Origin of the sequence: Tenacibaculum holothuriorum (genome assembly GCF_002120225.1) — a bacterium.
In the GTDB taxonomy this organism is placed as follows: Bacteria; Bacteroidota; Bacteroidia; order Flavobacteriales; family Flavobacteriaceae; genus Polaribacter; species Polaribacter holothuriorum.
In genome coordinates this window covers 119,252-143,331 of sequence record NZ_LAPZ01000011.1, presented here as the reverse complement: position 1 = coordinate 143,331, position 24,080 = coordinate 119,252, and the positions used below count along the sequence as shown (strand labels likewise).

General features: G+C 30.1%; 23 protein-coding genes. 12 read left to right on the top strand and 11 right to left on the bottom strand.

The annotated features are described in order from the left end of the window. Positions 1-77: 77 nt before the first annotated feature. A complete protein-coding gene (locus WH52_RS11645) occupies positions 78-1,196 on the top strand; it encodes an adenylate kinase (protein ID WP_086031123.1) in 1,119 nt (372 codons plus the stop codon). Between the two features lie 76 nt (positions 1,197-1,272). After that, positions 1,273-2,262, top strand: coding sequence for a GTPase ObgE (obgE, locus tag WH52_RS11640; RefSeq protein ID WP_086031122.1), 990 nt, complete (start codon positions 1,273-1,275; stop codon positions 2,260-2,262). 51 nt (positions 2,263-2,313) lie between these two features. Here the strand turns inward: obgE and WH52_RS11635 are convergent, their stop codons facing one another. Then, positions 2,314-3,072 carry a response regulator transcription factor gene (locus tag WH52_RS11635; RefSeq protein WP_086031121.1) on the bottom strand — a complete coding sequence of 253 codons (759 nt, stop codon included), beginning with the start codon at positions 3,070-3,072 and terminating at the stop codon, positions 2,314-2,316. A gap of 319 nt (positions 3,073-3,391) precedes the next feature. On the opposite strand from WH52_RS11635, the gene WH52_RS11630 reads away from it, so the two are divergent. Both WH52_RS11630 and WH52_RS11625 read left to right on the top strand, forming a co-directional pair. Then, positions 3,392-5,032, top strand: coding sequence for a tetratricopeptide repeat protein (locus tag WH52_RS11630; RefSeq protein WP_086031120.1), 1,641 nt, complete (start codon positions 3,392-3,394; stop codon positions 5,030-5,032). Positions 5,033-5,039: 7 nt separating this feature from the next. Next, positions 5,040-5,903, top strand: coding sequence for an alpha/beta hydrolase (locus tag WH52_RS11625; RefSeq protein ID WP_086031119.1), 864 nt, complete (start codon positions 5,040-5,042; stop codon positions 5,901-5,903). 28 nt (positions 5,904-5,931) lie between these two features. Here the strand turns inward: WH52_RS11625 and WH52_RS11620 are convergent, their stop codons facing one another. From WH52_RS11620 to surE, 5 genes are all read right to left on the bottom strand, one after another. Then, complete coding sequence (locus WH52_RS11620) at positions 5,932-6,429, bottom strand: C40 family peptidase (protein ID WP_086031118.1); 498 nt, start codon at positions 6,427-6,429, stop codon at positions 5,932-5,934. Between the two features lies 1 nt (position 6,430). Beyond that, positions 6,431-6,955: a C40 family peptidase gene (locus tag WH52_RS11615; protein ID WP_086031117.1), complete on the bottom strand. Its 525-nt coding sequence runs from the start codon at positions 6,953-6,955 to the stop codon at positions 6,431-6,433. Positions 6,956-7,036: 81 nt separating this feature from the next. After that, a complete protein-coding gene (gene lpxB, locus WH52_RS11610; protein ID WP_086031116.1) occupies positions 7,037-8,146 on the bottom strand; it encodes a lipid-A-disaccharide synthase in 1,110 nt (369 codons plus the stop codon). 9 nt (positions 8,147-8,155) lie between these two features. Next, positions 8,156-8,443 carry a hypothetical protein gene (locus tag WH52_RS11605; RefSeq protein WP_086031115.1) on the bottom strand — a complete coding sequence of 96 codons (288 nt, stop codon included), beginning with the start codon at positions 8,441-8,443 and terminating at the stop codon, positions 8,156-8,158. Next, positions 8,431-9,201, bottom strand: coding sequence for a 5'/3'-nucleotidase SurE (gene surE / locus WH52_RS11600; RefSeq protein WP_086031114.1), 771 nt, complete (start codon positions 9,199-9,201; stop codon positions 8,431-8,433). Before surE ends, WH52_RS11605 begins: the two co-directional genes overlap by 13 nt. 117 nt (positions 9,202-9,318) lie before the next feature. Here surE and WH52_RS11595 point away from each other — a divergent pair, with 117 nt between their 5' ends. Together WH52_RS11595 and WH52_RS11590 are read left to right on the top strand one after the other, a co-directional pair. After that, complete coding sequence (locus tag WH52_RS11595) at positions 9,319-9,840, top strand: hypothetical protein (RefSeq protein ID WP_086031113.1); 522 nt, start codon at positions 9,319-9,321, stop codon at positions 9,838-9,840. Between the two features lie 70 nt (positions 9,841-9,910). Beyond that, positions 9,911-12,031: a carboxy terminal-processing peptidase gene (locus tag WH52_RS11590; RefSeq protein WP_086031112.1), complete on the top strand. Its 2,121-nt coding sequence runs from the start codon at positions 9,911-9,913 to the stop codon at positions 12,029-12,031. 112 nt (positions 12,032-12,143) lie between these two features. Here WH52_RS11590 and WH52_RS11585 read toward each other — a convergent pair whose 3' ends face one another. Beyond that, on the bottom strand, positions 12,144-12,938 hold the full coding sequence (locus WH52_RS11585) for a DUF2797 domain-containing protein (RefSeq protein ID WP_086031111.1): 795 nt from the start codon (positions 12,936-12,938) through the stop codon (positions 12,144-12,146). Positions 12,939-13,028: 90 nt separating this feature from the next. Between WH52_RS11585 and WH52_RS11580 the strand changes: the two genes are divergently transcribed. From WH52_RS11580 to WH52_RS11570, 3 genes are all read left to right on the top strand, one after another. Next, positions 13,029-14,537: a GH3 auxin-responsive promoter family protein gene (locus WH52_RS11580; RefSeq protein ID WP_086031110.1), complete on the top strand. Its 1,509-nt coding sequence runs from the start codon at positions 13,029-13,031 to the stop codon at positions 14,535-14,537. An 8-nt stretch (positions 14,538-14,545) separates the two neighbouring features. Then, positions 14,546-15,106 carry a Crp/Fnr family transcriptional regulator gene (locus WH52_RS11575; protein WP_086031109.1) on the top strand — a complete coding sequence of 187 codons (561 nt, stop codon included), beginning with the start codon at positions 14,546-14,548 and terminating at the stop codon, positions 15,104-15,106. A 68-nt stretch (positions 15,107-15,174) separates the two neighbouring features. After that, positions 15,175-15,696 (top strand): hypothetical protein, encoded by a 522-nt coding sequence (locus WH52_RS11570; protein WP_086031108.1) that lies wholly within the window; start codon positions 15,175-15,177, stop codon positions 15,694-15,696. On the opposite strand, the gene WH52_RS11565 is transcribed toward WH52_RS11570, so the two are convergent. From WH52_RS11565 to WH52_RS11550, 4 genes are read right to left on the bottom strand one after another with little or no spacing between them, the layout of a single operon-like run. Continuing rightward, the gene (locus WH52_RS11565) at positions 15,650-16,144 is read right to left on the bottom strand and encodes a hypothetical protein (protein ID WP_086031107.1); all 495 of its coding nucleotides are present in this window, start codon (positions 16,142-16,144) and stop codon (positions 15,650-15,652) included. The two genes, WH52_RS11570 and WH52_RS11565, sit on opposite strands and share 47 nt — an antisense overlap. A 40-nt stretch (positions 16,145-16,184) precedes the next feature. Then, positions 16,185-17,438, bottom strand: a complete 1,254-nt coding sequence (locus WH52_RS11560; protein ID WP_086031106.1) for a tetratricopeptide repeat protein — start codon at positions 17,436-17,438, stop codon at positions 16,185-16,187. A 6-nt stretch (positions 17,439-17,444) separates the two neighbouring features. After that, the gene (locus tag WH52_RS11555) at positions 17,445-19,004 is read right to left on the bottom strand and encodes a M56 family metallopeptidase (protein WP_086031105.1); all 1,560 of its coding nucleotides are present in this window, start codon (positions 19,002-19,004) and stop codon (positions 17,445-17,447) included. Next, positions 19,001-19,369: a BlaI/MecI/CopY family transcriptional regulator gene (locus WH52_RS11550; RefSeq protein WP_086031104.1), complete on the bottom strand. Its 369-nt coding sequence runs from the start codon at positions 19,367-19,369 to the stop codon at positions 19,001-19,003. The genes WH52_RS11555 and WH52_RS11550 overlap by 4 nt, the downstream gene beginning before the upstream one ends. 140 nt (positions 19,370-19,509) lie before the next feature. On the opposite strand from WH52_RS11550, the gene WH52_RS11545 reads away from it, so the two are divergent. The 3 genes from WH52_RS11545 to WH52_RS11535 all read left to right on the top strand — a co-directional run bounded on the left by WH52_RS11545 (position 19,510) and on the right by WH52_RS11535 (position 24,077). Further along, positions 19,510-20,013, top strand: a complete 504-nt coding sequence (locus WH52_RS11545; protein WP_086031103.1) for a DUF456 domain-containing protein — start codon at positions 19,510-19,512, stop codon at positions 20,011-20,013. A 267-nt stretch (positions 20,014-20,280) separates the two neighbouring features. Then, positions 20,281-21,978 (top strand): lysine--tRNA ligase, encoded by a 1,698-nt coding sequence (lysS, locus tag WH52_RS11540; protein WP_086031102.1) that lies wholly within the window; start codon positions 20,281-20,283, stop codon positions 21,976-21,978. A gap of 83 nt (positions 21,979-22,061) precedes the next feature. Then, entirely contained in the window at positions 22,062-24,077 is a 2,016-nt protein-coding gene (locus WH52_RS11535) for a ComEC/Rec2 family competence protein (RefSeq protein WP_086031101.1), read from the top strand. Positions 24,078-24,080 lie beyond the last annotated feature (3 nt).

Genomic DNA, 24,080 nt, shown 5'->3' with positions numbered 1-24,080 from the left:
TTTTAACCGTTTTGAATATATTCAAAACGGTTTTTTCATTTCATAACAACAAGTTATCTTTGCAATTTCCAAAACTGATGAAAATAGTTAAACTTCACGATTTATACTTTAAGGAATTCGTTACTAAAAGCGAAATCGACACCATCGTACAATCATTAGCAGAACAAGTACAAAACGATTTACCTGAAGATGAAATTCCTCTTTTTATAGGAATTTTAAACGGGTGTTTTGTTTTCGCTGCCGATTTTTTACGTCAATATAAAGGTAAATGTGAAATGACCTTTGTTAAGTTAGCTTCTTACGAAGGAACCAATTCATCAGAAACTGTAAAAAAACTAATTGGTATAAACGAAGATTTAACAAATCGAACTGTAATTATTCTAGAAGATATTATTGATACAGGAACAACATTACAAGAGATTTATAAAATCTTTCAAAATAAAAACGTAAAAGAATTAAAAATAGCAACCTTATTCTTTAAACCAGATGTTTATAAAAAAGAACTAAACATAAATTACATCGGTAAAAGTATCGAAGACAAATTTATTGTTGGTTACGGATTAGACTATGATGGTTTCGGAAGAAATTTACCCGCTGTTTATCAATTAACATCACAACCCAAAATGAAAAACATTGTATTGTTCGGACCTCCAGGTGCAGGAAAAGGAACACAAGCTGAAATTTTAAAAGACAAGTACGATTTAGTTCACATTTCTACAGGAGATGTATTTCGTTACAACATTAAAAACGAAACAGAATTAGGTGTATTAGCTAAAAAATATATTGATGCTGGTGATTTAGTACCTGATGAAGTAACTATTAGTATGTTACAAGCCGAAGTAAACAAGAATGACGGAGTAGCTGGATTTATTTTTGATGGTTTTCCTCGTACCGAATCTCAAGCAGAAGCTTTAGATACTTTTTTAGCTGAAAAAGGTGAACGTATTAACGGAATGGTAGCTTTAGAAGTACCAGAAGATTTATTGGTAGAGCGTATCTTAGAAAGAGGAAAAACAAGTGGTCGTTCTGATGATACTGATGAAAGTAAAATCAGAAATCGTTTTAACGAGTACAATACAAAAACAGCTATTTTAAAAGACTTCTACGAAGCACAAGGTAATTACTTTGGTGTAGATGGAGTTGGTAGTATAGATGATATTACCAATCGCTTATCGGAAGTTTTTGACAAATTATAAAACTTAAAAATTCCCGCTACTAAGTGGGAATTTTAATCTAAAATCCATTCTGTAATAAGAATTAAATATTGAAAAAATGACTGAAGGGAATTTTGTTGACTATATAAAAATATACGCTTCTTCTGGTAAAGGAGGACGTGGTTCTGCACACTTACATCGAGAAAAATTTGTTGCCAAAGGAGGACCTGATGGTGGTGATGGTGGTCGTGGCGGACACGTAATTATACGTGGAGATAAAAATATGTGGACACTTTTCCATTTAAAATTCAAACGTCATTTTAAAGCAGAACATGGTGGAGATGGAGGATCTAGCCGAAGCACTGGTAGCGATGGGAAAGATGTAATAATTCCAGTTCCGTTAGGTACAATTTTTAAAGATGCAGATACCGATGAAGTATTATTTGAAGTTACCGAAGACGGTCAAGATGTTATTTTATTAGAAGGTGGAAAAGGAGGAAAAGGAAACTGGCACTTTAAATCACCAACAAATCAAACTCCTCGTTATGCCCAACCTGGTATCGAAGGGCAAGAAGCTTGGTACAGAATAGAGTTGAAAGTTTTAGCAGATGTTGGATTGGTAGGGTTTCCTAATGCAGGAAAATCAACCTTACTTTCAGTATTAACAGCTGCAAAACCTAAAATTGCTGATTATGCTTTCACAACCCTAAAACCTAACTTAGGGATTGTAGAATACCGCAATCATCAAAGTTTTGTAATGGCTGATATTCCTGGGATTATCGAAGGAGCTTCTGAAGGAAAAGGATTAGGTCATTACTTTTTACGTCATATAGAACGTAATTCTGCTTTATTATTCTTAATTCCAGCAGATAGCGATGATATTAAAAAAGAATACGAGATTTTATTAAATGAACTTCGTAAACACAATCCAGAATTGTTAGATAAACAACGTTTGTTGGCTATTTCTAAAGCTGATATGTTAGACGATGAGTTAAAAGAAGAAATTAAGCAAGATTTACCAGAAGGTGTTGATGCTTTATTTATTTCTTCAGTAGCTCAATTAGGATTGATGGAGTTAAAAGATAAACTTTGGAAAATGTTGAATTAACATTTAGTTACCGTAAATAAAAAAGCAATCTATTAATAGATTGCTTTTTTATTATACAAGTTTATTATTAGTTGCATAGCGAACAGCTTCACTAATATTAGCTACATCGAGTTTTTCAAAAAGTTTCTTTCTATGAAATTTAACTGTATCTGGAGATACAAATATTTTTTCTGCAATTTCTTTAATAGCATATCCTCGTATTGAATATTGTATTATTTCTTTTTCTCTATTCGTCAATTTAATTTCTTCTATTGTTTTCCAATAGTCTCCTTCTAAATCATATTTATAAACAATACCTTTTCCTTTTTTATAAACAGTAATGTTTCCAGAATTTAGTTTAGTAGATAATGAAACTACGCATAATGCTTTCCATACTTTACCCTCTTCGTTTAAAAAAATTGGTGTTAGTTTTTGATTAATCAAAATCGATTTTCCTTCTTCCGTTTTTAAAAGAAAATCATACGATATAGTATAGTCTTTTCTTTCCTCTAACGGTTTCGTTTCATAAAGATCAAAACCAATAGTATTTATTTTTAATAATAAGTCTATATCTTCTGGTGGAACATGCTTAAAATAAAATTCATACCCCATTTCTTTTACTTCATTAGGGGTTAGTCCACATAAAAACAAAGGATTGTCAGATACATAATCAAATCCTTTTTTCTCATAATCAATTACATAAATACTACTATAAGTGGTTCTTGAAAAAGCCTTTATAGCTTCTATATAATTTTTTGTTTGATCTAATATATCTTCCGTTAAATTATTAACTGTGTTTTTAGAATTAAAAAAAGAATTAACGTTAGTCATAAAAATAAAGAATACTGCTTAGCACGTAAATATAGCATTAAAAAACTACCCCACAGAGTAGTGATAAAAATAAAATAAATTACTAGGAGCTATTCTTAGAATTCTAAAAACTACCCATAAGTGTAATACTAAAGATTTATTCATCAATTAATTTTGAAGCTATAAAAACGAACACAATGGCTTTAATGATAAAATTAGTACTAATGTTAATTTTAAGTATTATTCAATTTTTAATACTGTATTTAGCTTAAGTACTATAAAATATTCAATCATCTAATTAACTTTTAAGAACACAGAAACATTATTAATAACTACTAACATGAAGAAAACACTATTAATACTTAGTTTATTATCTTTCTTTCAACTCTCAGCACAAGAAAACATAACTACTAAACAATGGCAACAGGATGTACGTTTTTTAAAGAAAACAGTAAATGAAAAATATCCTTTTTTATTTAAAAAAGTAACCGCTGATGATTTTAATGCTTCAGCTGATGAATTGTACAAGCAAATACCAAAACTACAAGAACATGAAGTTATTGTTGGACTTTCTCGACTTGTATCTTTATTCAAATACGGACATAGCTATGTTTCTTTTCATCAAAAACCTTTTGAATTTTCAGGGCTTCCATTTCGTATATACCAATTTAATGATGGTGTTTATATTCAAGGAACACACAAAAATTATCCTAAAGCAGTAGGAGCAAAAGTTATAGCAGTAGAAGGAAAACCTATTTCTGAAGTTCTTAAAGCAATAGAACCTACAGTTGAAGCAGAAAACTCACAATATTTTAAAGCTTATGGAATTAATAATATTCGATACCCCGAAATATTACATGCGCAAGGAATTACTGACAACCTACAATCAACTATAACACTTACTTTAGAGAAAAATGGGCGTCAATTTCAACAAAGTTTTATCGTTTTACCTAATAAGAAAAGAATTCCTTTAACATATAGATTTGTACAGCAAAAAAACGATTGGTTAAGTGCAAGAAACCAAGATAAAACACCTTTATATCTTAAAAATTTAGATAAAATATATTTCTACGAATATTTGCCAAAACAAAAAGCAGTATACGTAAGACATAGCCGTATTAGAGATGACAAGTCAGAAAGTATAGAAGCATTTTACAAACGTGTTTTTGAATTTATTGAAAACAATGATGTAGAAAAATTAATTTTAGATGTTCGTTTAAATGGAGGTGGAAATAATTATTTGCTCAAGCCTATAATCACAGGGATTATTGAAACTAAGAAAATCAACCAAGAAGGTAAATTATTTGTCATCTTAGGAAGAAATACATTTTCAGCTTGTCAAAACTTAGTAAATCGTTTAGACAGTTATACCAACGCCATATTTGTTGGTGAACCTACAAGTGAAAATGTTAATTTTTATGGTGATGCTTCTGCAGTTGAACTACCTAATAGTAAACTTAAAGTACAATTATCGTTCGCATGGTGGCAAGATAAAGCTCCTTGGGAAAACGATCCTTGGTTAGCACCTCAGTTATCTGTTGATATGAATTTTAACCAGTATAAAAACAATGAAGATCCTGTTTTAGATGCAATCTTCAACTTTAACCCTGAAGGTTATATTTTAAGACCTATGGAATACATCAGAACCTTATTTATGAAAGGAGATATGCAAGTACTACAAAAAGAGGTTATTAAAATGGCACAAGATCCACGCTATAAGTTTTTTGATTTTGAAAGAAAGTTTATTGACACAGGAAATTTATTATTACAACAAGGTCAATATCAACCTGCTATTGGTATATTTTCATTAGTAACACAACTTTTTCCAAACTCAGCAAATGCTTATAAAAGCTTGGGAGAAGCTTATTTAAAAATTGGAGATAAAGAAAAAGCTAAAGCTTTACTTAATAAATCTATATCAATAGATTCTGTCGGAGAAGTGGGAAAACTTGCTATGAAAACCCTAAATACTATTAAGTAAAAATTCTATGAAAAAGATTTTAAAATTTGCAAAATGGTTAGCACTCGTAATTTTTTCATTATTAGTGTTAATCATTTTATTTCTTAGATTTTCAAGGTTTTCAGATAAAATGATTTATCAAATGAATGGAACCGATTATGCTGAATTTACATCAGAACTAAATCATCAAGAATTTTATTTCGATGTAGATAAAGATATAAAATTACATGGAGTTCTTTTCAAACCAGATTCACTAGAACCAATAGGAACAATTTTTCATTATTCTGGTAAAGGAATGCATTTAATGTCTTCTATTCAAAAATCTTATAAACCACTTTTAAAAAAAGGTTTTCAGGTATTTTGTTTTGAGCGTAGAGATTTTGGAAAGTCAACAGGCGAAGCAAATAATTCATTGGTTTTAAAAAAGGATGCCTTATTTGTTTTTGATAAAGTTACAAAAATGAATGAGATTAAAGGAAAACCTATTGTAATTTGGGGACAATCTTTAGGCGGAACTTTTGCTACTATGACTGCTAGTGAAAGACAAGAAAAAATAAAAGGATTAATATTAGAAGGAACTTTTAGTTCATTTCCTGATATTGGAAAAGTATACGCAAGAATACTAAAGTTAGAAAACTTTAAATGGATAGTCCCTCTAATAATGAACAACGATTTTCCTGCAGAAGAAGAGATAAAAAAACTAAACATCCCTACGCTAATTTTACATAGTAAATCTGACGTTCAAGTTCCATATAAATTAGGACGAAACATTTACGATGCATCAAATAAAGCCAATACTCAATTTTGGGATATTAACAGTAAACATATTATGGCTATTTATGATTATGAAGATCAATATGTAAACGAATTTATTAAAATGATAAAATCATAAAAACACCCCTCTGTAAAAGCGAAATAAATCACAAAATACGTTTCGCTTTTACAAACTCTTTTTTCCAATATGCTTCATTCATAGAAGATACAATAACTCCTTTTGAAGTTGTTGAATGAATAAATTGAATATTTCCATTAGACGTTGAAGTAACTAGCCCAACATGATTGACACCTCCTTTTAACCGAGCTATATCAAAAAAAAGTAAATCACCTATTTGTACTTCGTTCAAATCTATTGCTTTACCATGAGTACTCATAGCTTTAGAAGAACGAGGTAAACTTACATTAATTTGTTTAAATGAAGTATTTACTAAACCAGAGCAATCCATTCCTTTTCGTGAAGTTCCTCCTGCTCTATAAGCAACTCCTTTATAAGAATTCGCAACCTTTAGGAGTTTATCAACTTTTAAGACTTGACTATTCTCAGAAACATTTTCTTTTGAATTTTCACTTTTTCCTTGAGTACAATAACGAAAAGTAATAAAACTTAAAATAAGAATTAAAAGTAGTAGTTTTCTATTCATACTACAACACTCTTTTTGCCTTTATAAATGCTTTTCTCCAATAATTACTATATAGAGATGTAACGATAACCCCTCTTGAACTTGTTGAGTGTATAAACCGAATATCACCGTTTTTTACTGAAGTAACCAAACCAACATGATTTACACGTCCTCTTTTTCTAGAAGTTTTAAAAAACAACAAATCTCCCCTTTGCACTTTTCTTAAAGGTATTTCATACCCTTGTGTATACATTTCCTTCGATGTTCTAGGTAAAGTTACATTTCGTTGTTTAAAAGAAGTGTGTATTAAGCCCGAACAATCCATCCCTCTACGATTCATTCCACCGAAACGATACGGAACACCTTTGTAAGTAACCGCAGTCCAAACAACTTTATCAGCTAAAGAGGATGAATTTGAATTCTGTTTTACTTCACCCTGCTCTTTCTTCGGAATATTTGTTTTATGCTTTGTTGCTACTTTTTTTGAAGATCCACAAGAAATCATCAAAAGAGAAACTGTTAAAATGTAGAGTAGTTTTTTTATCATTTCTTTGTCAAATCGAGCGCAGTCGAGATTTAATTCTATTCATTTATCTTATATCTCTCGACTGCACTCGAGAAGACATACTTACTGGATTCCTTCAACAATAAGTTTCGCAGTTTTTTCAGAAGCTCCCTTACCTCCTAGCTTTTGTTCTAACTCAAAATAGTCTAAAAACAATTGTTCTCTATGCTTTTCGTCTAAGATTTTATCGAGTTCCTTTTTTAAATTTTCTTTGGTAAAATCATTCTGAATTAACTCTGTAACCACAGGTTTATCCATAATTAAATTCACTAAAGAAATATATTTCAACGTGATTATTCTTTTCGCTATTTGATACGAAATATTACTTCCTTTATAACAAACTACTTGAGGTACTTTAAACAGAGCTGTTTCTAAAGTTGCAGTTCCTGAAGCTACCAAAGCAGCAAAAGAAATACTTAACAAATCATAGGTTTTATTACTAATAAATTTTACATTTTTTTGCTGAATAAACTCTTGATAAAACTCATTTGTTTGACTTGGAGCTCCTGCAACCACAAATTGATATTGTGGATATTCTTCTACCAAAGAAAGCATTACCGAAAGCATTTTTGTTATTTCTTGTTTTCTACTCCCAGGCAATAAAGCTATAATCTCTTTATCTCCTAAATTATGTTTTTTTCTAAAAACTTCTTCATCAACTTGTTTTCTACCTGCAATTCCGTCAATTAACGGGTGACCAACAAAATGCACATCGTAATCATACTTCTTGTAAAATTCTTTTTCAAAAGGAAGTATAACAAACATCTCGTCAATATCTCTCTTAATACTTTTAACTCTGCTTGCTCTACTTGCCCAAACTTGAGGTGAGATATAATAATTGGTTTTAAATCCTTTTTCTTTTGCCCATTTAGCTATGCGGAGATTAAATCCTGAATTGTCAATAAATACAATTACATCTGGATTAAATTCTTCAATATCTTTCTTACAAAAAGATATCATTCCTAGAATCTTTCTAAGATTCATTAACACCTCAACAAACCCCATAAAAGCACGTTCTTTGTAGTGCTTTACAAGTGTTCCTCCTTGAGCTTGCATTAAATCTCCTCCCCAAAAACGAATATTTGCTTTAGGATCTTCTTTGTAAAGAGCCTTCATTAAATTAGCTCCATGTAAGTCTCCCGATGCTTCACCTGCAAGAATATAATACTTCATAAAATGCAGTTATAAAACTTTAAGTGCAAAAGTTAATAGTGTTATTAAAATGGTTCCTATTAAAACACCTCGCGCTCTATAATCTTGGTTTTTCTTTAAGAATATAAAAAACACAAATAAGTTAGGAATTGCTGCAATAGCTATGGCCGTACCTAAGGCTCCTCCTTCTCTTATCACTTTAATAGTATTGACAAAACCAGAATCCGATACATATTCTAAATATAAAAACAGACCGCAAAAGGTTGCCAATAATGAAATCAATACTCCTATGGCTATTTCTTTTTTTATAACTCCCATGTATTTAATTTTTGAATGGCATGATGTGCTGTCATATCAAATTGAACTGGCACTACAGAAACATATCCGTTTTCCAAAGCCCAAATATCAGTGTCTTGACCTTTGTCTTTGTTTACAAACTCACCAGATAACCAATAATATTCTTTACCGTACGGACTTTTACGTTTGTCAAAATCTTCTTTCCAATAACCATTGGCTTGTCTACAAACTCGTATTCCTTTAATCTCGTTTTCTTTTAACTTCGGAATATTAACATTCAACACAACACCATCTGGCAATCCGTTTAACAAAACGTTTAATGTAATTTTTTCTATAAACTTTTTAGCTGCTCTAAAATCGGCATGCCAATCGAAATCTAACAGTGAAAAACCAATAGCAGGTATCCCTTCAATTCCAGCTTCAACGGCAGCACTCATCGTACCAGAATAAATTACATTTATTGAAGAATTAGAACCATGATTAATTCCTGAAACACATAAATCTGGTGTTCTATTTAAAATTTTATTCTTTGCCATTTTAACACAATCCGCTGGCGTACCAGAGCAACTGTATTCAATTTGCGGACCATCATCAATTGTAATCGGATTGCAATGTAAAACGTTATTTACGGTTATTGCATGTCCCATTCCACTTTGGGGGCTATCAGGTGCAACTACAACAACGTCTCCTATTTTATTCATTATTTCTATCAACATTCGAATACCTGGAGCGGTAATTCCATCATCGTTAGTTACCAGAATTAGTGGTTTCTCTTGCATACTCGGTAAGTTTTACAACAAATGTAAGATAAAAAAAGCATTAATTTTTAACATTTTGTAAAGACAGAAAGCTTGTTTTTATGTGTAAACTTGTGGTAATCAAAACTCAACTGCCTTATGATACGTTCTCTTTTATTTTTGCTATTCTTTTTAATTAGCACTTTTTTCTCAATTATTTGGGGACAATCGGACAGTAAAATTCCATGTAGTTCTAAAGAATATAAGCAATTTGATTTTTGGATTGGTGATTGGAATGTTTATAATACTGACGGCAAGCTAATAGGAAACAACAAAATTGTAAAAATGCCTAATGCTTGTACTATTCAAGAAAATTGGAGTTCTAAAACTTCTAAAAATCAAGGAACAAGTTATAACTATTACAATAAGGCAGATAAAAGTTGGAATCAAGTTTGGGTAGATAATTCAGGATTTTCACTCAACCTAAAAGGAAACTTTAAAAATAATTCTATGGTATTGAGTAGTGATGTTGTTAAAACTCCCAAAGGAAATTATTACAATCAAATTACTTGGACAAAAAATAACGACGGATCCGTAACCCAGGTTTGGGATTATATGGGTTTAGATAACAAAAAAATAAGAGAAGTTTTTAAAGGCATTTACAAAAAAAAGAAAAACTAAAAATATTGGCATTATTTTAGTAGCTTAGCCAAAGGTGTAACCTAATCTATAAAACAACGACTGAAGATTTATGAAGACGAAATTTTTTATTCCTCTATTAGCACTTAGTATTTTATTTAGCAATACTGTTTCTGCAAATGAAACAGTAACAAAAGACCCAAACAAAGACCGTATAATTATATACGTTTTAAAAAACATTTTAAGTCGCTTTCATTATGTTCAAAAAGAATTAAATGACGATTTTTCTGAACATGTTTACAAAAACTTTATTGATGGTTTAGACCCAAACAAACGTTATTTTACGCAAGAAGATTTAAAAGAATTTTCTCAATACAAATATTCTATCGATGATCAATTACAAAAATCTAACATCGATTTTTACAAGTTGGTTTATGGCCGTTTTTTAGAAAAAATGAAATCAGCAAAAAACACCTATAGAGCTGTTTTAGCAAACCCTTTCGATTATAACAAAAAGGAAAAAATAAATATTGATTACGATAAAGTTCCTTTTGCAAAAAACGAAGTTGAATTAGTTGATTACTGGCGTAAGCAATTAAAACTTTCGGTATTAAGTAGAATTGAAGATGCCGAAGATCAACAAAACGAAAAGGCTAAAAAAGACAAAAAATTCAAGAAAAAAACTTTTGAAGAATTAGAGTATGAGGCAAGAACTGAGGTTCTTAAAAACATGGATGATCTATATTTACGTATCGAAGAATTAGAAAATTCTGATTGGTATTCAACTTTCTTAAATAGTGTTGTAAGTGGCTTCGATCCGCATACTACATATATGTCTCCAAGAATAAAATCTCGTTTTGACCAAGACATGTCTGGTAAATTAGAAGGTATTGGAGCTCGTTTACAAAAAGATGGAATTTACACTAAAGTAGTTGAGTTAATTTCTGGTGGTCCTGCATGGAAACAAGGAGAATTAGAAGCTGGTGATATTATTTTAAAAGTAGCTCAAGGAGACGAAGAACCTTTAGATATTGTAGGTATGAGATTAGATGATGCTATTACTTTTATCAAAGGAAAAAAAGGGAGTGAGGTTCGTTTAACTGTAAAGAAAAAATTAGACGGTTCTACCAAAATAGTTCCTATTATTCGTGATATTGTTGAGTTAGAAGAAACTTTTGTAAAATCGAGTGTAGTAGAAAAAGATGGTAAAAAATATGGTATTATTAACTTACCTAAATTCTATATTGACTTTAACGATTTAGCTCGTAGAGATGCGGCTAAAGATATGGAAAAAGAAATTTCTCGTCTTAAAAAAGAAGGTGTAGAAGGTTTAATTGTTGATTTACGTGATAATGGTGGAGGTTCTTTAAAGACTGCCATTGAAATTGGTGGATTATTCATTAACCAAGGACCAATTGTTCAAGTAAAATATAGAGGTGAAGATCCTATCGTTAAAAAAGATACTGATCCTAAAATTCAATGGGATGGACCATTAGTAGTAATGGTGAATGAATTATCTGCTTCTGCTTCAGAAATTTTTGCTGCTGCAATGCAAGATTATAAACGAGGAGTTGTAATTGGTGGTAAACAAACGTACGGTAAAGGAACAGTTCAAAACATTTTACCTATCAATCGTTTTTACCAACAACTTCCAGATGATATGGGAGCTATAAAAATGACCATTCAAAAATTCTATAGAATTAACGGAGGTTCTACTCAAATTGAAGGAGTATACTCTGATATTTCATTACCAAGTCGTTTTAGTTATATGGATTTTGGTGAGCGTGATTTAGACGGTGCTTTAAAATGGGATAAAGTTCCGCAAGCTAAATACACAGCTACGAACTCTTACAGCAACTTTGGTGATGTAGTTTACAACAGTAAGCAAAGAGTTATGAACGATACGAAGTTTCAAAAAATAAATGAATATGCTAAGTGGTTACGAAAAAACCAAGATGAAAAAGAGTATTCATTAAACTATAATGCGTTTAAAAAAGAAAGTGAAAAACGTACTGAAGAGGGTAAACGCTTTAAAGATGTATTTAAGTTTAAATCTAACTTAGATTTTTTATCGCCAACTTATGAAATGAGTTTACTTAAAAAAGACACCGTCTTAAAAGATAAAAGAGTGGCGTGGCACAAAAACCTTAAGAAAGACATTTATATGAACGAAGCTTTAAATGTATTAAGCGAACTTCAAATGAAAAAACATTATGTTGCTGTAAAGCACTAAAATAAAAAAGCAGATTCTTAAGAATCTGCTTTTTTTATTATTTACTAAACGTCATTGCGTACAAAGTGAAGCAATCTCTCTATTTAAAACTCTTCGTAATGATTATTCTTTTTTAAACCACACCAATCTTTACCACCAAACCTTCATTAGCACGAACGTTAAAAACTGTTTGATCTTCAAAAATGAAATACTGCCCTTTAATCCCTACTAACTTTCCTTGATAGGTTGGCGTTTTAGATAAATTCAAACTTTTAGGTTTTTCAGGATACTTTTCTACAGGAAAATTCAACTCAGTTTCCTTATTGTTTTCTATAAAATATTCTTGTACCTCTTCAGGAATAAAAGCTCTTAATCTTTCTTGCCATTTGCTTAAATCTTCTTCTTCAATATCGTTCTTAAGCATCTTTCTCCAATTGGTTTTATCTGCCACATGTTCTTTTAAGGCAACTTCAGTAATTCCTGCTAAATACCTATTAGGAACCTCAACAATTTCTATGGCTTCATGAGCTCCTTGGTCTATCCAACGTGTTGGCACTTGACTTTTTCTTGTCACCCCAACTTTTACATTACTAGAATTTGCTAAATACACAATATGAGGTTGTAACTGTGCTTTCTTTTCGTATTCTAAATCCCTATCTTCTATTCCTAAATGCGCCTTACTTAATTCAGGACGCATAATCCAATCACCAGCATTCGGATTTTCAAAAAAACAACTCTTACAAAAACCTTGTCTATAAATTTGTTTTTCTTTTCCGCAACTCAAACATTCATAGGTTACAAATGAAATTTCTAGCTCTTTATTCAACAACTGATTCATGTTTAAAAAATCAGAATTCATATCTAAATAATACTGAATTACATCTCCGTTTTCAGTTGTCATTTTTTTTAAGACTCCTTGGTATTCCATTTGTTAAAATTTATTACTTTTAGCTAAAATTTTAGCATTACATTTTTTCTAAACTGAATAGTAATTGCTAAAACAAACTTAAAAAAATCTATGCCATTTCCGTTTATAAATTCGATAATTTCTTGGTTTTTAAAGAAACGAAAACATCAAATGGAGCTCTTTTTAAAATATCCGAATGATGTTCAAGAAGAATTATTACAAAAATTAGTGCATACTGCTAAGAGTACTGAATTTGGAAAGCAATACGATTTTAAAAACATTACTAACTACAAAGATTTTGCGAGCAAAGTTCCTATTCAAAAATACGAAAGCATAGAACCTTTAATAGAAAGAACTCGTAAAGGAGAGCAAAACGTATTTTGGCCAACTCACATAAAATGGTTTGCAAAATCTAGCGGAACTACCAATGCAAAAAGCAAGTTTATTCCTGTAAGTGACGAAGCTTTAGAATATTGCCATTTTAAAGCGGGAAAAGATATGTTGTGCATGTATATAAACAACAATCCCGAAGCACAATTATTCACAGGTAAAAGTTTACGTTTAGGAGGAAGTTCTGCAGTTTATGAAGATAATAATTCTTACTTCGGAGATTTATCAGCAATTATTATTGAAAACATGCCTTTTTGGGCTGATTTTAGTTCGGCTCCTAAACCTGAAGTTGCATTAATGGGCGAATGGGAAACCAAAATGGAAGCCATTATTGATGAAACTATTAATGAAAATATTACAAGTTTAGCAGGTGTTCCGTCATGGATGTTGGTTTTATTAAACAGAGTTTTAGAAAAGACAGGAAAAGATAATATTCTTGAAGTATGGCCTAATTTAGAAGTATACTTTCATGGGGGTGTAAACTTTAACCCATACCGTGAGCAATACAAAAAGCTTATTCCAAAAGACAATTTTAAATACTATGAAACCTATAATGCATCTGAAGGTTTTTTTGCGATTCAAGACAAAAACAATTCTGATGAATTATTATTAATGCTCGATTATGGAATCTTCTATGAATTCATTCCTATGGATCAATATGATAGAGAGAATTCAACTGCAATTCCATTATCAGAAGTTAAAAAAGATGTTAACTACGCTATTGTAATTACAACGAATGGTGGTTTATGGCGCTATTTAATTGGTGATACCGTAAAGTTTACTTCTACCAAACCTCATCGTGTAAAAATAACTGGTCGAACTAAACATTTTATTAATGTGTTTGGCGAAGAATTAATTATTGAAAACGCAGAAGATGCATTAAAAATGGCTAGTGAAAAAACTGGGGCTTCTATCAAAGAATATACAGTAGGACCAATTTTTATGGGCTCTAATAAAAATGGTGCTCATGAATGGATTATTGAATTTACCAAAGCACCCGATAATATTGATTTGTTTACCGAACTTTTAGACAATGCTTTAAAATCTATCAACTCTGATTACGAGGCGAAACGCTACAATAATATGACATTAGCAATGCCAAAAGTAAACATCGCTAGAACTGGTTTGTTTTACGATTGGTTAAAAACAAAAGGTAAATTAGGGGGACAACATAAAGTACCTCGTTTATCAAATTCTCGTTGGTTTTTAGATGAACTTTTAACATTGTAAAAGCTAAAATGCAAAATAACGATACTTTTAATGCTGCTTTACTTCTTCAAAATCCTGAATTTTATGAAGCGTTGCAACAAGTAATGGAGTATAAAAAATTCCCTAAACATCATATACTTCATGAAGCTGGAACTATTTGCAATCATTTTTACATTATAACTTCTGGTTTAGCAAGAGTCTTTTACTACAAAGAAGACAAAGATATTACGGTTCATTTTTCAGTAGAACAAGAAAGTATTACTACGATTGATAGTTTGATTCAACGCAAAAAAAGCAAATACAATATTGAGGCTTTAGAAGACTTAGAAGTTTTTGCTGTTCATATAAATGATATGGAACAACTTTTTGAACAAAACCCGAAGTTTGAACATTTTGGGAGACTGTTTATGCAACAAATTTATATTGAATTAGTAGAACGTATTGATGATTTACAATTACATTCTGCACACGAGCGTTATGAAATTCTGCTACAAAAAAAGCCATATTTATTTCAACGAGTATCTGCAAAACATATCGCTTCTTTTTTAGGAATGACTCCAGAAACTTTTAGTAGAATTCGAGGGAAATAGTTTTCTTGACAATTGTCAAGATTTACCATTTAAACAAAAAATATCTTTGTAGTATAAACAACTACAACATGACTATTTCAAAAGAACTACAACAGTTTTATAAAGACAATAATTTCGCCAATGATGGTGGTTTTAATGAAAAATATTTTGATTTAAAGTTTAAATTATTTTCTATAAAAATCCCTAATTCCCAATTTAGAAAAGATGTAATTCATATTCACGATATACAACATATTTTATATAATTGTGACACTTCTTGGAAAGGTGAAGCATTCATAGCAGGTTATGAAATTTCATCGGGAATGTGGAAACATTTACCTATTGGTTTTATGAGCTTGTGGGCAATGGGATTTTCATTGTTAAATTATCCGAAAGATGTTTTGAAAGGTTATAAAGCAGGATCAAAATCTAAAAATCTATTAGAAATAACATTATCCAAAGAAGAGCTATTAAGCTTAACAAAAAAAGAAGTCTTTGATTTACTTTCTAAAAAAGATTCTTTCTGTTGGATTGATTTTATATTTTGGGGAATTTTAAGCTTATTTAGTTTCCTATTCCTTTTTCTTGTTCCGCTGTTGTTATTGTTATAGGTAACATATATTCTGTAGCAACTGGAATATCTTTTTTATATGCTGGGTGTAGTACTGGAATTCTTTTTACAGCTATATGTAAAAGACTATCTATACTAGGTATAGCTTCTAATATAAATTCTGAAGCATTAATGTCTTTTATAGATACTTTTCCTTGATTGCTTATCAATAGCCTTACTTCTATTTTCTCATTAATAGATTCATCTAATATTTGTAATTCTTTTGATTGTAATACCCTATTTATTCTTTTATAAATGCCATCTCTAAAACACTTAATTTTTTGAACATTTTCATAATCTTTACATCTATAGAAAGTAGGAGAAATATCGACTTTAGAAAAATCAATTATAGTAGTTAATTCAGGTTTAGCTTTCTTTTTTGAAGAAGAAAATTTATCGCACGAAGAAGTAGTTATTAAAATTATGAATATTAAAAAACGTACTTTCATCTATCTAACTGATTTTTAGATGAAAATACGAAATTTAGTTTTATTCTAAAACTTCTCCTTTTAAGAAGTATAGCTTTTTAATGTCTTTAATTCTTGTTTTAACATGATCGGTTAAAATAGAGTCTTTCTTTTCAAACTTTTCTAAATATTTCTGATAATGTTTAAAAGCAATCTTTTTGTCTTGATAATAATCATCACTGGTAGTTGCCAATTGATATAAGGCTCGGTAATTCTTACCATTTTCTTCAATTGCATCTTTAAAAAATCGGATTGCTAATTTCTTCTTTCCTGTTTCTAAATTAACACGTCCCATTCCGTAAAAACCTTTATCTCTTGGTTCTCTACCTGTATAAATTGACCATAAATAACGGTACTCCGCCTCTCTATAATTCTTCTTTTCAACCGCAATATCTCCTAAGTATTCTAATGATTTATGATCCGATTTATCTAACTTAAAAGCTTTATTAAAATACTTTTTAGCACTATCTAATTTCTTTAGTTGAAAAAAGCTTCTACCTAACATTTTTTGAACGTAAAACTCTTTTGGCTTTAACGTATCTAACTTCTTTAATCTTTGAATAGCTTTTGAATATTTTTTATCTAAATACAATCGGTTTACTTTAAGTTTATTGAGTTCAAAATGGTTTGGACTTACCTCTAAACCTCTATTAATAAATATTCTTGCTGAATCTTTATCTCGTAATTTTGTGAAACTTTTTGCTAATTGATGTATAGATTTTAAATGCTCTTTATCTTTCTTATAGGCATCTAAATAACTATTAATTTTTAAGTTTCTTTTTTTGAAAAGAGCATATACATTACCCAATTGATATGAGTAATTAGCATTTTGAGAATCGCTTTTAATGAGTTCTTTAAAAATTGTTTTCGCTTTCTTTAACTGATGTGTTTTTAAATAAAGTTTACCTAATTGGTATTTTACTAATAAATTATCAACGTCATTATTTATGATTGATTCATATAAGTCAATTGCTTTCTTATTAGCTCCTTGTTTTTTATATATAGTCGCCAACTTAAGTTTCGTAGCATAATCTTGTTTATAGGTTATTGCTTTTGCATAATTCTTTGCAGCTTTTTTATAATTATCTAATGCATCATAAATTCTCGCTGTTTTATATAAATTATGAAATGATTCTGGCTGTGATTTCAGTAAACCTAAAGCTTGTTTATATCTACCTCTAAAAACTAAACTATCTATAGAAGTAAAAGTAGAAGTTTGTGCTTCTACTTTTACAAATAACAAAATACTAACTACTAATATTATTTTCTTTTTCATTTATTTCTATTGAATATTAAAAGTAATCGGTAACGTGTAACCTACATTTACTTTTTTTCCGTCTTTTTCTCCTGGTAACATTTTTGGTAGCTTTTTTGCTATCCTTATTGCCTCTAATTTTAATTCTGGGTGAGGAGCTCTTGCTTTAATGTCTTTTACAACACCATTTTTGCCTATTTTAAACTGAAGATAAATTCGTTTTTTTCCAGATGGTAAACCTAATTCATTTGCTACATTAATATTAAAGTTTTCAGCTACAAAACGTTGCATACTTTTATTAAAACATGTCTTGTCCCCTTCTGGACAACCGGGGAAAGTTGGAACCTTATCTATAATTGCAAATGGTACATCTTCAACTACTTCTTGAATTTCGCTACTTGTTTTATCTTTTGACAAACTTTTTATTTGCTCAGAGTCAGCAATCAAACTTATTGCATTTCTACCATTGGGCATTTTTAAAACTTTGACTTTAAATAAACTCTTTCCAGAATAATTTTTTCCAGCAATACTTTCAAATTTACTTTTTTTATTATCATATTCTTCCTTCTCTTGTTTTGTCAAGTCTTCATAAGGCACTTCTTTATATTTTTCAGCATCTCCAAATCCAAAAAAAGTATCCATATATGTTTCTTTCTCTGTTACCGATGATTTTAAACCTTCTTTAGTTTCTATATACCTTGTCATCTGTTCCTTTTTAATCGCTATTTGTTCAGATTTTTCATCATTACACGAAGTATAAAATAGCATACTTCCCAATAGTGGAATTAACAGCAAATATTTAAGCTGTTTAATTTGTTTTGATTTGTTTTTAGTCATCATAATAATTCGTTTTTTGATTAATGAATGTTTATAAAATTGATTAATGAATGAAATACTCTCTACCTGAAAAACATCGGAGAGTAAATTGTTTATATAGTTTTCTTTTGGAGTTGATTTACTCACCACTTCATCAGAAATATATTCATGGACTAACGAAATTCTATTTTGATACACATACACCATCGGATTAAACCACATTACTATTTTTAGTAGTTCAAAAAATAGTAAATCAAATGAGTGCTTTTGTTCACTATGTACCAACTCATGTTTTATAATTTTTTCTCTTTTTTCTTTTGCAATTCCCTCACCTAAAAAGATATAATTGAAAAATGAGAATGCTTTTGAATTCTTAGAAAGCAATACAAGTTTATAACGTTGCTTTTGCTCAACTTTATTTACACTAATTAGTCTAACTATCTTTATCAGTTTGATTATAAAAACTATAAGAAACAATAAACATCCTAGGTAAAACAATACATCTAAGTAATCTATAGATTGGTACCATGCTGCTTTTTCAATTACTTTTTGAGGGGATAAGACTACTTCTGGCAACCAAATAGTATATTCAGCAGGAACAGCTTTTTGCAACCTCGGTATTTTAATTAACGGTAACAAAAATGACATTACTGCTGTGCTCAATAAATACCACCGGTTTTTTGTAAAAAAAGTTTCTTTACTTAAAAAGAAATCATACACCGCTAAAAACAGTACTTGAAATAGTATAACTTGAATAATATAGTTTATCATGATTTCTTGTTTTTATTTACTTCTTTCAAAACACTTTCAAGTTCAGTGATATCCATTTTATTTTCTTTCATAAAAAAGGATACCATACTTTTAAACGATCCGCCAAAATATCCATTCATTAATTTGTGTATACTTTGATTACTATAATCTTCTTTTGCTATTAAAGGATAATACACATAACCTCTTCCTTTAGGTTCATGCCCAACAAATTCTTTAGTTTCTAAAATCCTTATAATTGTAGAAACAGTATTATATGCTGGTTTTGGCACTGGTAATTTTTCAATCACTTCTTTTACAGATGCTTTATTTAACCTCCATAAAACCTGCATTATTTGTTCCTCTGCCTTTGTTAATTGTTTGCTCATTATCCTATGGTTAAGAAATTTCTTTTCACAAATATAACTAAAAAATTAGTTTAAACTAATTTCTTAGTTAATTAAGTTGTAACAAATAGATGCTCAAAACGTCTTATTAGCAGTAAGATCAATACTTTCAACTATTATATATGGATATTTTTTTGCTAATTGTAGGTTTCTTATTTGTTTTTTTAGGACTAATAGGCTCTTTTCTACCAATACTGCCTGGACCATTAACAGGATGGATAGGGCTCCTACTATTACATATAACCAAAGTAATTCCTCAAGATTGGACTTTTTTAGGAATAACATTAGCCATAGCCATCTTTATTTTTATTATTGATTATTTTATCCCAGCAATAGGAACAAAACGTTTTGGTGGAAGTAAGTACGGAATTTACGGAACTACAATTGGGTTGATTATAGGTTTATTATCTCCTATTCCTTTCGGGATATTAATTGGTGCATTCTTTGGTGCGCTTATTGGTGAACTAATCTATGACAGTAAAGATACTTCTAGAGCTATAAAAGCTTCCTTCGGTGCTTTCTTAGGTTTTTTAGTTTCTGCAACAATTAAATTTTCAGTTGCTGTTGTGTATTTTGTGTTTTTTATAAATATCTTTTGGAAAAACAGAACTGCCTTCTTTAGTTAAAAAGGCACTTGATATAGATACAAAAAAAAAGCAACCCATCTCAGGGAAGCTTTCCATTGGTTAACAAAACCATGGTGTATTTAAACACCTTAACAACACAACTAAATGCTACTTTACAAAAAAGCAGCCTGCAAATATACAACCTTTTTTATTTTTACCAAATATTTTTAAGTTTTTTACAAAAAAAGTGATTTCGTTAAGCATTGCTTAATTCTGCAATTGATTGTATCTTTGCCCCTTCATTAAAAATACAAAAAGCAAGAATCCATGCAATTATCAGAGCAAGAAGTTGTACGTAGAGAAAAATTAGCAAAATTACGCGAGTTGGGTATCAATCCTTATCCAGCAGATTTATTTCCATTAGATTCAAATTCTAAACAAATAAAACAGGAGTTTGAGGAAGGAAAAAAAGTGGTAATTGCTGGTAGATTAATGAGTAGAAGAATACAAGGTAAAGCTTCTTTCGCTGAATTACAAGATAGTGAAGGTCGTATACAAGTATACTTTAATCGTGATGAAATTTGTACTGGTGAAGACAAAACATTATACAACGAAGTTTACAAAAAATTACTAGACATAGGTGATTTTGTTGGAATTGAAGGAGAGTTATTTAAAACTCAAGTTGGAGAAATTACTGTAATGGTTAAAGATTTTAAATTATTAAGTAAATCTTTAAAACCATTGCCATTACCTAAGGTTGATGCTGAAGGAAATACTTTTGATGGATTTACTGATCCTGAAATGCGTTACCGTCAACGTTATGCTGATTTAGTGGTAAATCCACACGTAAAAGACGTTTTTGTAAAACGTACGAAGTTATTCAACGCAATGCGTCAGTTTTTTAACGATGCTGGTTACTTTGAAGTAGAAACTCCAATTTTACAACCAATTCCTGGTGGAGCTGCTGCAAGACCATTCATTACACACCACAACGCATTAGACATTCCATTATACATGCGTATTGCTAACGAATTATACTTAAAGCGTTTAATTGTTGGTGGTTTTGATGGAGTTTATGAATTTTCTAAAAACTTCCGTAACGAAGGAATGGATAGAACTCACAATCCAGAATTTACAGCAATGGAAATTTATGTGGCCTACAAAGACTACAACTGGATGATGGACTTTACTGAAAAATTATTAGAACATTGTGCTATTGCTGTAAACGGAACTACTGAAGCTACTTTTGGTGAGCATAAAGTAGATTTTAAGGCGCCTTATGCACGTGTTACCATGGCAGATTCTATAAAACATTTTACTGGATTTGACATTACTGGTAAAACAGAAGACGAAATCCGTAAAGCTGCTGAAAGTATGGGTATTGAAGTAGATGACACGATGGGTAAAGGAAAGTTAATTGATGAAATTTTCGGTGAGAAATGTGAAGGAAACTACATTCAACCTACATTTATTACTGATTATCCGAAGGAAATGTCTCCTTTATGTAAAGAACATAGAGAAAACCCTGAATTAACAGAGCGTTTTGAATTAATGGTTTGCGGTAAAGAAATTGCCAATGCATATTCTGAATTAAATGATCCGATTGATCAACGTGAGCGTTTTGAAGCTCAATTAAAATTAGCAGAAAGAGGTGATGATGAAGCTGGTGAGTTTATCGATCAAGATTTCTTACGTGCTTTAGAGTATGGTATGCCTCCAACATCTGGATTAGGAATTGGAATGGATCGCTTAATCATGTATTTAACAAACAATCCTTCTATTCAAGAAGTATTATTCTTCCCACAGATGAAACCTGAGAAGAAGGCTCCAGCAATTGAATTAAACGATGATGAAAAAGCAGTTTTAGCGTTAATTGAAAAAGCTGAAAAAATAGATTTAAATGAATTAAAATCTCAAAGTGGTTTATCTAACAAAAAGTGGGACAAAACCATTAAAGGGTTAACTAAAAATAAACTAGCTAAAGTTGAAAAAACTGAAGAAGGTTTGTTTGTAGAAGTAATTTAACTTAACAAAATATAATAGTATTAAAAGCAACTCGATTTGAGTTGCTTTTTTTATTACGCTTATTTTCATAACTTTAAGTAGTTATGAAAAAGCTATTAAATTACAAACCAACATTTTTGCTTTTTAGTTTAATTCTAGGAATTATTCTTCAATTTTATTTTCCTTATTCAAGACTGAATATTCTATCTCTTTTTTCAATACTTATAGTATTTAGTATCGTTTTATTCTTGTTAAAACATTTTAAACTGAAGAAAAGTTTTACTCTAATAGTTACCATAACCTTTGTTCTAATTGGTATTAGTGCGGTAAAAATTCAAAACCCTAAGAGTTATTCTAACTTTTATTTCAATAAGAATATAGAAAACAAATCTGTTATTTTAGAAATTCAGAAAGTTTTAAAACCAGGGAATTACTACACCAAACATGTAGCTAAAGTTATTCAAGTCAACAATAAAGAAACACAAGGGAAAATATTACTTAATATAAAAAAAGAAGACACTCTTACTCCACTAAAAGTTGGTCAACTTTTGTATTTAGCTCCGAATTTTAAAGAGCTAATCCCTCCACTGAACCCTCATCAATTTGATTACAAAAATTATTTAGCAAAACAACATATTTACCATCAAATTTTCACGGAGGATAATCAGTATAAAATAGTTGGCTATAATCATTCTGTATTCAGTTATATAGCTGAGATTCGAAATACAATTCAATTTTCATTAAAACAATATCACTTTTCTAAAAATGAATTAGCAGTTATTAACGCTTTATTACTAGGACAACGACAAGATATTTCTAAAGAACTATTGCAAGATTACACAAATGCAGGAGCTATACATATTTTAGCTATCTCAGGTCTGCATATTGGAATTATTTTACTAATTCTAAGCTACTTATTCAAACCGCTTGAAAAGCTTCCTAGAGGAAAAATTATATCAACTTTTTTAATTGTATTCTTACTATGGTTATTTGCGTTGTTAGCAGGCTTAAACGCCTCTGTAGTTAGAGCAGTTACTATGTTTACTTTTGTAGCTATCGGACAATCTTTCCAACAAAAACAACCTATTGAACATTCTTTAGTAACTTCTATGTTTATTTTACTCTTAGTAAATCCGATTTTTCTATTTGATGTCGGGTTTCAGTTAAGTTATTTAGCCGTTTTTGGAATTGTTTGGACGCGACCTTTACTCTACAACCTTTGGAAGCCAAAATGGAAAATTATTGATAAATTTTGGCAATTATTAACAGTATCAATTGCAGCACAAGCAGGAATATTACCTATTAGCTTATACTACTTTCATCAATTTCCAAGTTTATTTATTTTTTCAAACTTATTAATCATTCCGTTTCTTGGTGGAATACTGATTGGAGGAATATTAATTATCCTTTTAGCGATCACAAATTTACTTCCTCAGTTTCTTGCTAATATTTATGGATTTGTCATTTATTTAATGAATTCAACAGTAAATTTCATTGCTAAAAAGGAAGATTTCTTACTTAAAGAAATACCCATGTCGTTTATAGAAATGATAGCGTGGTATCTAGTTATTATTTCAATAATTCAACTTGTAACTACTAAAAGGATAAAACAATTTTCGTTTGTTTTACTCTCAATAATTTGTTTGCAAGTCGTATTAATTTCTGAAAAAAATCTGCGAAAGAAGAAAAGTGAATTTATCGTTTTTCATAAAAGTAGAAAAACTCTTATTGGGAACAGAATTAGTAGTAGGATTGACTTATTTCACAATTTAGACAAATCTATTACAACAGATAAACTAATAGTTTCATACAGAACTAACGAGAATGTTACAACACATTTTACAGAAAGAACTCCTAATATATTCTTCTTAAAAAAAGACACTATAATTGCAGTAGATAGTTTAGGAGTTTACAATTTTGGAATTCAAAATCCGATAGTAGTTTTACAACATTCTCCAAAAATTAATTTGAATAGATTGTTACGAACTATTTCTCCTAAGAAAATTATTGCAGACGGGAGTAATTACAAAAGTTACATCAATCGATGGGAAAGTACTTGTAAAAAACAACAAACGCCATTTTACTATACAGGGCAAAATGGCGCTTTTGTTATCTATTAATAT

Bases quoted from the DNA above. Each gene is read 5' to 3' on its own strand.
- WH52_RS11620 (WP_086031118.1), bottom strand. From the start codon at position 6,429: ATGAATAGAAAACTACTACTTTTAATTCTTATTTTAAGTTTTATTACT.
- WH52_RS11565 (WP_086031107.1), bottom strand. From the start codon at position 16,144: ATGAAAGTACGTTTTTTAATATTCATAATTTTAATAACTACTTCTTCG.
- WH52_RS11605 (WP_086031115.1), bottom strand. From the start codon at position 8,443: ATGGGAGTTATAAAAAAAGAAATAGCCATAGGAGTATTGATTTCATTA.
- WH52_RS11575 (WP_086031109.1), top strand. From the start codon at position 14,546: ATGCAAAATAACGATACTTTTAATGCTGCTTTACTTCTTCAAAATCCT.
- WH52_RS11595 (WP_086031113.1), top strand. From the start codon at position 9,319: ATGATACGTTCTCTTTTATTTTTGCTATTCTTTTTAATTAGCACTTTT.
- WH52_RS11555 (WP_086031105.1), bottom strand. From the start codon at position 19,004: ATGATAAACTATATTATTCAAGTTATACTATTTCAAGTACTGTTTTTA.
- WH52_RS11570 (WP_086031108.1), top strand. From the start codon at position 15,175: ATGACTATTTCAAAAGAACTACAACAGTTTTATAAAGACAATAATTTC.
- WH52_RS11615 (WP_086031117.1), bottom strand. From the start codon at position 6,955: ATGATAAAAAAACTACTCTACATTTTAACAGTTTCTCTTTTGATGATT.
- WH52_RS11535 (WP_086031101.1), top strand. From the start codon at position 22,062: ATGAAAAAGCTATTAAATTACAAACCAACATTTTTGCTTTTTAGTTTA.
- WH52_RS11630 (WP_086031120.1), top strand. From the start codon at position 3,392: ATGAAGAAAACACTATTAATACTTAGTTTATTATCTTTCTTTCAACTC.
- lysS (WP_086031102.1), top strand. From the start codon at position 20,281: ATGCAATTATCAGAGCAAGAAGTTGTACGTAGAGAAAAATTAGCAAAA.
- WH52_RS11625 (WP_086031119.1), top strand. From the start codon at position 5,040: ATGAAAAAGATTTTAAAATTTGCAAAATGGTTAGCACTCGTAATTTTT.
- WH52_RS11590 (WP_086031112.1), top strand. From the start codon at position 9,911: ATGAAGACGAAATTTTTTATTCCTCTATTAGCACTTAGTATTTTATTT.
- WH52_RS11645 (WP_086031123.1), top strand. From the start codon at position 78: ATGAAAATAGTTAAACTTCACGATTTATACTTTAAGGAATTCGTTACT.
- WH52_RS11550 (WP_086031104.1), bottom strand. From the start codon at position 19,369: ATGAGCAAACAATTAACAAAGGCAGAGGAACAAATAATGCAGGTTTTA.
- WH52_RS11580 (WP_086031110.1), top strand. From the start codon at position 13,029: ATGCCATTTCCGTTTATAAATTCGATAATTTCTTGGTTTTTAAAGAAA.
- WH52_RS11545 (WP_086031103.1), top strand. From the start codon at position 19,510: ATGGATATTTTTTTGCTAATTGTAGGTTTCTTATTTGTTTTTTTAGGA.
- obgE (WP_086031122.1), top strand. From the start codon at position 1,273: ATGACTGAAGGGAATTTTGTTGACTATATAAAAATATACGCTTCTTCT.
- surE (WP_086031114.1), bottom strand. From the start codon at position 9,201: ATGCAAGAGAAACCACTAATTCTGGTAACTAACGATGATGGAATTACC.
- WH52_RS11560 (WP_086031106.1), bottom strand. From the start codon at position 17,438: ATGAAAAAGAAAATAATATTAGTAGTTAGTATTTTGTTATTTGTAAAA.
- lpxB (WP_086031116.1), bottom strand. From the start codon at position 8,146: ATGAAGTATTATATTCTTGCAGGTGAAGCATCGGGAGACTTACATGGA.
- WH52_RS11635 (WP_086031121.1), bottom strand. From the start codon at position 3,072: ATGACTAACGTTAATTCTTTTTTTAATTCTAAAAACACAGTTAATAAT.
- WH52_RS11585 (WP_086031111.1), bottom strand. From the start codon at position 12,938: ATGGAATACCAAGGAGTCTTAAAAAAAATGACAACTGAAAACGGAGAT.